This is a genomic window from uncultured Nevskia sp. (genome assembly GCF_903885465.1).
In the GTDB taxonomy this organism is placed as follows: Bacteria; Pseudomonadota; Gammaproteobacteria; order Nevskiales; family Nevskiaceae; genus Nevskia.
Window position 1 is genome coordinate 1 of record NZ_CAISIQ010000240.1, and the last position, 6,087, is coordinate 6,087.

General features: G+C 66.1%; 7 protein-coding genes. 3 read left to right on the plus strand and 4 right to left on the minus strand.

Translation table 11 applies throughout. From position 1 onward, the window contains the following. The 3 genes from QZY06_RS08890 to QZY06_RS08900 all read left to right on the plus strand — a co-directional run. A partial coding sequence (locus QZY06_RS08890) for a hypothetical protein (RefSeq protein WP_295683036.1) occupies positions 1–203 on the plus strand: 203 nt, incomplete at its 5' end. An 84-nt stretch (positions 204–287) separates the two neighbouring features. Next, complete coding sequence (locus QZY06_RS08895; RefSeq protein WP_295683038.1) at positions 288–1,484, plus strand: histidine kinase; 1,197 nt, start codon at positions 288–290, stop codon at positions 1,482–1,484. Continuing rightward, on the plus strand, positions 1,481–2,122 hold the full coding sequence (locus QZY06_RS08900) for a response regulator transcription factor (protein WP_295683041.1): 642 nt from the start codon (positions 1,481–1,483) through the stop codon (positions 2,120–2,122). The genes QZY06_RS08895 and QZY06_RS08900 overlap by 4 nt, the downstream gene beginning before the upstream one ends. Before the next feature lie 12 nt (positions 2,123–2,134). On the opposite strand, the gene QZY06_RS08905 is transcribed toward QZY06_RS08900, so the two are convergent. From QZY06_RS08905 to waaF, 4 genes are all read right to left on the minus strand, one after another. Then, positions 2,135–3,070, minus strand: coding sequence for a PHB depolymerase family esterase (locus tag QZY06_RS08905; RefSeq protein ID WP_295683043.1), 936 nt, complete (start codon positions 3,068–3,070; stop codon positions 2,135–2,137). A 44-nt stretch (positions 3,071–3,114) separates the two neighbouring features. Next, entirely contained in the window at positions 3,115–4,545 is a 1,431-nt protein-coding gene (gene hldE, locus QZY06_RS08910) for a bifunctional D-glycero-beta-D-manno-heptose-7-phosphate kinase/D-glycero-beta-D-manno-heptose 1-phosphate adenylyltransferase HldE (protein WP_367275596.1), read from the minus strand. 31 nt (positions 4,546–4,576) lie between these two features. Next, positions 4,577–5,524 carry a branched-chain amino acid transaminase gene (locus tag QZY06_RS08915; protein ID WP_293393752.1) on the minus strand — a complete coding sequence of 316 codons (948 nt, stop codon included), beginning with the start codon at positions 5,522–5,524 and terminating at the stop codon, positions 4,577–4,579. An 83-nt stretch (positions 5,525–5,607) separates the two neighbouring features. Further along, positions 5,608–6,087: lipopolysaccharide heptosyltransferase II (waaF, locus tag QZY06_RS08920; protein ID WP_295683050.1), on the minus strand; the 480-nt coding region annotated here is incomplete at its 5' end.

Sequence of the window (6,087 nt, forward strand, 5' to 3'; positions counted from 1 at the left end):
AGCTGATCGCGGCCGTCTGCATCGTCGGCAGCTTCGGGGTGCTGGGGCTGCCGCATACCGCGGCGTGGTCTCGCATCTCGGCAGCGTCCTCGCCGCTGGCGTCGCGGACGCAGTACGCGACGCCCAAGGCGACCGCGACCAAGTCGGTGGAGAGGGAAGGTGCCAGCCGTCGCATCTTCATCACCAACGGCTGGTGGGTGTAAGCCGCCATGAACGACGTCAGCGCAGCGCTTGCCCAGCCCGCGCGCGGGCCTCAGCATCGGACGGAAGCCAGCCCTCGCCGCTCAATGCTCGACACTCTGCTCAGGCCGCATCCTCAGTGCATCGCGATCCGGATCGGGCGCGGTGGCCTGCTGACCGGCGGCAGCTGGTTTCCGTTGCTGCATCTGATCTGGCTGTTCTGGGTGTTCGCTGCGCCCTGGATGCGCAAGGACAACAGCCTGCTGATCACGGCAGGCACCTACGCCACGGTGCCGCTGTTCCTGTGGCTGTATCTGAAAGCCTGGTACGGCGACGGCGCCCGGGTCGTCTACTACACCGCTGCGATCGCCATGCTCGGCCTGGTGACCTTGCCGACGACCAAGACCTGGTCCTACGCCATCTACGCCTGCGCGCTGTTCCCGTTCTGCACCACGCCGAAGCGTTCGCTACTGTGGCTGGCGGCCTTCATGGCGATGTTCTCGGTAGTCGCCCTGCTCGACCGGCTGCCGCTGCCGGTGACCATCGGCGCGGTCGCCACCTGCACGATCATCGGCCTGCTCAATCTGTTCTTCAGCATCAACGCTCGCCATGACAGCGAGCTGCGGCTGTCCCAGCAGGAAGTGCGGCGGCTTGCCGCGAGCGCCGAGCGCGAACGCATCGGCCGTGATCTGCACGATCTGCTCGGTCACACGCTGTCGCTGATCGCGATCAAGAGCGAGCTGGCCGATCGTCTGTTCGAGCGTGATCCGCTGGCCGCGCGGGAGCATGTCCGCGAACTGCACCAGGTCGCGCGTGAATCGCTGACCCAGGTTCGCGCGGCGGTCACCGGCATTCGCGCCAGCGGTCTCGCCGCAGAACGGGTCTCGGCCCGGCTGCTGCTGGAATCCTCCGGCGTGGCCTTGAGCGGTGCCGAGCGGCTACCGGAGCTGTCGCTGAACATCGATGCCGCGCTGGCGATGTGCCTGCGTGAAGCGGTGACCAACGTCCATCGCCATGCCGGCGCCAAGAACGTGCTGCTGAACCTGCAACAGGATGGCGCGGCAATCGAACTGAGCATTGCCGACGATGGCCGCGGCGGCGTCGACGACGACCGGTTCGGCAACGGCCTGCAGGGCATGCGGCAGCGCCTGGAAGCGCTTGGCGGAAGCTTGGCGATCGAATCACCACCTGGTGGCGGCACCCGTCTGAGCCTGCGGGTGCCGATCCATCCCGAAGCAGCGCCAGTTACCGCCACTGCGCAGACATCGGCGTCCGGCTGTTCGCTGCCGGCCTCGCTGGCATGAGCGGCGAAGCCATCAACAACGGCAAGGCGCTGGGCGCGATCCGCGTACTGCTGGCCGAGGATCAGGCGATGGTGCGCGGAGCCTTGTCCGCCTTGCTCGATCTGGAAGCCGATATCGATGTGGTCGGCACCTGCGCCGATGGTGAAGCGGCCTGGCTGGCGGTGCAGCAGCTGAAGCCCGATCTGCTGGTCTCCGACATCGAGATGCCCAAGCTCAGCGGCCTGGAACTGGCGGCGCGGATTGCCGAACGCGGCCTGCGCTGCAAGGTGGTGATCGTCACCACCTTCGCCCGTGCCGGTTATCTGCGCCGGGCGCTCGATGCCGGCGTGGTCGGCTATCTGCTCAAGGATGCGCCGGCCGAACAGCTCGCCGAGGCACTGCGCAAGGTGCAGCACGGCGGCCGGGTGATCGATCCACAGCTGGCGCTGGAAGCCTGGGGCGAGCCGGACCCGCTCAACGAACGCGAGCGCCGCGTGCTGCGGCTGGCCGGCGAAGGCCTGGCGTCTGCGGAGATCGCCGCGCAGCTGCACCTATCCCACGGCACGGTGCGCAACTATCTGTCGGAAGCGATCGGCAAGCTCGGTGCGGCGAACCGCATCGAGGCCTATCGGCTGGCGCGGCAGAAGGGCTGGCTGTAAAGAGCGCTGCGTTCAGCGGGCGTAGTTGCGGACGAAATCCCAGATCACCCGCGTGGCGTCGATGTCCTGCGTCGTGCGCCCTGCGAAACCCAGCTGATAGTCGTTGCCCGGCCAGGTGTGGCCGCCATCGGTGATCGTGTAGAAGCGCACCGGCGAGGCCGAAGCGCAGCTGTTGTAGGCGTCGAGCTGCACGGTGGTTCGATCGTTGGCGATGTTCGGCAGATTGCTGTGCTGTGGCGGGCTCAGGCAGCGGTTGAGGTTGGCGAAGAACAGCGCCGTGTCCGGGGCCGACGACAAGCCGACTTTCTTCCTGTAGGCCACTTTGGGATCGCGCGTGCCATGCATGCCGATGATCGGCATTGGCAGCGACGGCGTGCAGACTCTGCGCAGGCTATCGAGCAAAGTCGACGACACATAGGCCGCGGCGGCGATCCGCTCCGGATGCTCGCAGACGTAACGCTGGGTCATGAAGCCGCCGGACGAGAAGCCGGTCAGGTATACCCGGCGAGCGTCGATCGGATAGGCCGAAACGGCGTTGTCGATGACCTTGGTGATCAGGCCGACATCGTCCGGGCCATTGCGGTCACGAACCGGATCGAACGACCAGTTGCGGCCCCGCGAATTCGGCAGGATCGCCCAGACGCCGGTATCGCGCACCAGCTGGCCGATCTCGATCAGATTGGCCATTTCCTCCGAATCGCCACCCGCGTAATGGAGCACGACGATCGCCGGTGCCAGGCCACTCGGGTTCGCCACCGGGCGCACGTACAGCACGCGGCGAGCACGTCCGTCGATCGTGAACTCGGCCTCGAAGGTGGTCACGCCGGCCACCGGCTGGAAGCGTGCAGCCAGAGCAACGGACGGCGTCAGCCAGGCTTGTGCGACCAGTGCCAGCACAGCAAGGCCGAGCAGGCGCGCGGCGGACAGAAACTTCGGCTTGATGCGCATCGGGGCTTCCTTCAGGTGAGAGTCGGAATGTTGCAGTGCTGCGTTCAGCCGCGTGCGCGTTCGATGATCCGGGTTGTCGAATAGCCGGGATGGAAATCGAGAATCACCACCTGGCCGCCGTTGGCGCTGACCACGTCGTGACCGGCAACCTGCTCCGGCCGGTAGTCACCGCCCTTGACCAGCAGGTCCGGCAGCACGGCGGTGATCAGGCGCAGCGGCGTGTCTTCGGAAAACGGCACCACCCAGTCGACGCACTTCAGCGAGGCCAGCATGCGCATGCGGTCGTCGGTGTTGTTCAGCGGCCGGGTCGGGCCTTTCAGACGCTTCACCGAATCATCGGTGTTGACCGCGACGATCAGCACATCGCCCAGCCGGCGCGCCGCTTCCAGATAACGAACATGGCCGACATGCAGCAGATCGAAACAGCCATTGGTCATGACGATGACCTGGCCCTGCGCCTGCGCCGCGCGCACACGCTCGAGCAGCTCGTCTTCGGCGAGCACGGCGCTGTCGTCCTCGTGCTGACGGCGGATCGCGCGTAGCAGTTCGCTCTGGGTGACGGTGGCGGTACCGAGCTTGCCGACGACGATGCCGGCGGCCAGATTGGCGATGCGCGCCGCGTGGCCGAAATCATGGCCAGCAGCCAGCGCGGCGCCGAAGGTGGCGATCACGGTATCGCCGGCGCCGGTGACATCGAACACTTCGCGAGCGACGGTCGGCAGATGCAGCGGCGGCTGGTTCGGCGCCAGCAGGGTCATGCCGTTTTCCGAACGGGTGACCAGCAGTGCGTCGATACCGAGCTCGTCGCGTAGCTTGGTGCCCTTGGCGACGATCGTCGCGTCGTCCGGACAAGGGCCGACAACCGCTTCGAGTTCGGACAGGTTCGGCGTGATCAGGGTCGCTCCGCGATACGGCCGCCAGTCGCTGCCTTTCGGATCGACCAGCACCGGCCGGTTGGCGGCGCGCGCAGCGGCGATCATCAACGCGGCATCGGCCAGCGTGCCCTTGCCGTAGTCGGACAGGATCACCACCGAGCAATCGGCCAGCGCCGTCTTGAAGCTGGCCAGATAGTCCCCGCGATTGAAGGCACCGGCGACCGCCAGCGATTCCTCGAAATCGAGCCGGATCAGCTGCTGATTGCGCGACAGCACGCGCAGCTTGGTGATCGTCGGGCAGGACGCGGTTTCGATGAAGGTCGGCAACACGTGCTTGGCGATCAGCGCTTCGCGCAGCTTGCCCGCCGCTTCGTCACGACCAACGACGCCGAGCAACTGCACGGCACCACCGAGCGAAGCGATGTTCAGCGCCACGTTGGCCGCGCCGCCAGGACGGGTTTCGTCCTTCTGGATGCGCACCACCGGCACCGGCGCTTCCGGCGAGATGCGGCCGGTCGGCCCGACCCAGTAGCGGTCGAGCATCACATCGCCGGCCACCAGCACGCGGGCGCGCTGGAAGGCCGGGATTGCCGCGATCACCTCATCACGGTCGCTCACGCGGGGCGGAGACTCAGGCGGCCTTGGCGGCGGCCGAGCTGGTGTGCGACAGCCACTCCGGATATTCGCTGCGCTCGCCCTTGACCGAGGCGACGTAGAGCTTCTGCAGCTTCTCGGTGATCGGGCCGCGCTTGCCGGCACCGACCGCGCGGTTGTCGATCTCGCGGATCGGCATCACTTCAGCGGCGGTGCCGGTGAAGAAGGCTTCGTCGCAGATGTACATCTCGTCGCGGGTGATGCGGCGCTCGTACACCGGGATGCCTTCATCGGCCGCCAGCTGCATGATGGTCTTGCGGGTGATGCCATCGAGACAAGAGTTCAGATCCGGCGTATGCAGCGCGCCGTCCTTGACCAGGAAGATGTTCTCGGCACTGCCTTCGGCGATGTGGCCGGACATGTCGAGCATGATCGCTTCGTCGTAGCCGTCCTTCAGCACTTCGTTCAGCGCCAGCATCGAATTGATGTAGTTGCCGTTGGCCTTGGCCCGGCAGAGCATCGAATTGACGTGGTGACGGGTGTAGCTCGAGGTGCGCACGCGGATGCCGCGCTCGACGTTGTCGGCACCCAGATACGCGCCCCAGGTCCAGGCGGCGACCATCACGTGGGTCTTCAGGTTGTCGGCGCGCAGGCCCATGCCTTCGGCGCCGTAGAACACCATCGGCCGCAGATAAGCTTCCTTCAGCTTGTTGGCGCGCAGCACTTCAAGCTGGGCTTCGTTGATCACTTCCTGCGAGAACGGCATCTTCATGCCGAGGATCTTCGCGGAGTTGAACAGGCGCTTGGTGTGATCGCCGAGCCGGAAGATCGCTGTGCCCTTCGGCGTGTGGTACGCACGGACACCTTCGAAGCAGCCGACGCCGTAGTGCAGCGTGTAGGTCAGGACATGGGTCTGGGCTTCACGCCACGGCACCATTTCGCCGTCGAGCCAGATCAAGCCATCACGGTCGGCCATCGTCGTCATTTGCTTCGTTCCTCGATTGTTTGCAGCCGGGCTTTGAAAGGGGACGGGAGGCGCCGACCCGGCGCGTACCCGAACGGCGCGCATTATAAGTCTGCGAGCCGCGTCAGGCTCGATAAAACCGCGTCCGGATGGATGCCGGTCAGGCAGGCCATCGGTTCCGCGGGTGGCTTCAACGGACAAGTCCGCTCGAAGCAGGGGCTGCAAGCCAGACGCCGGTAGTGGATCGCGGCGTGCGTGGTCATCGGCGGCGTGTGATCCGGCGTCGATGAACCATAGATCGCGACCAGCTTGGCGCCCGCTGCCGCCGCGATGTGCATCGGTCCCGAATCATTGCAGACCACTGCGCGGGCAACGCTGACCAGATCGATGACATCGACCAGGCTGGTGCGGCCGCAGAGATTGATCGCCGCACCATTCGAGACTGCGACGATCTCCGCACCCAGCGGCTGTTCCTTCTTCGAACCGATGATCCAGCTGCGGATGCCTTGCCGGCCAAGCTCCGCCGCCAGCTGCGCGTAGTAGGCCGCCGGCCATTGCTTGGCCGGGCCGTACTCGGCACCGGG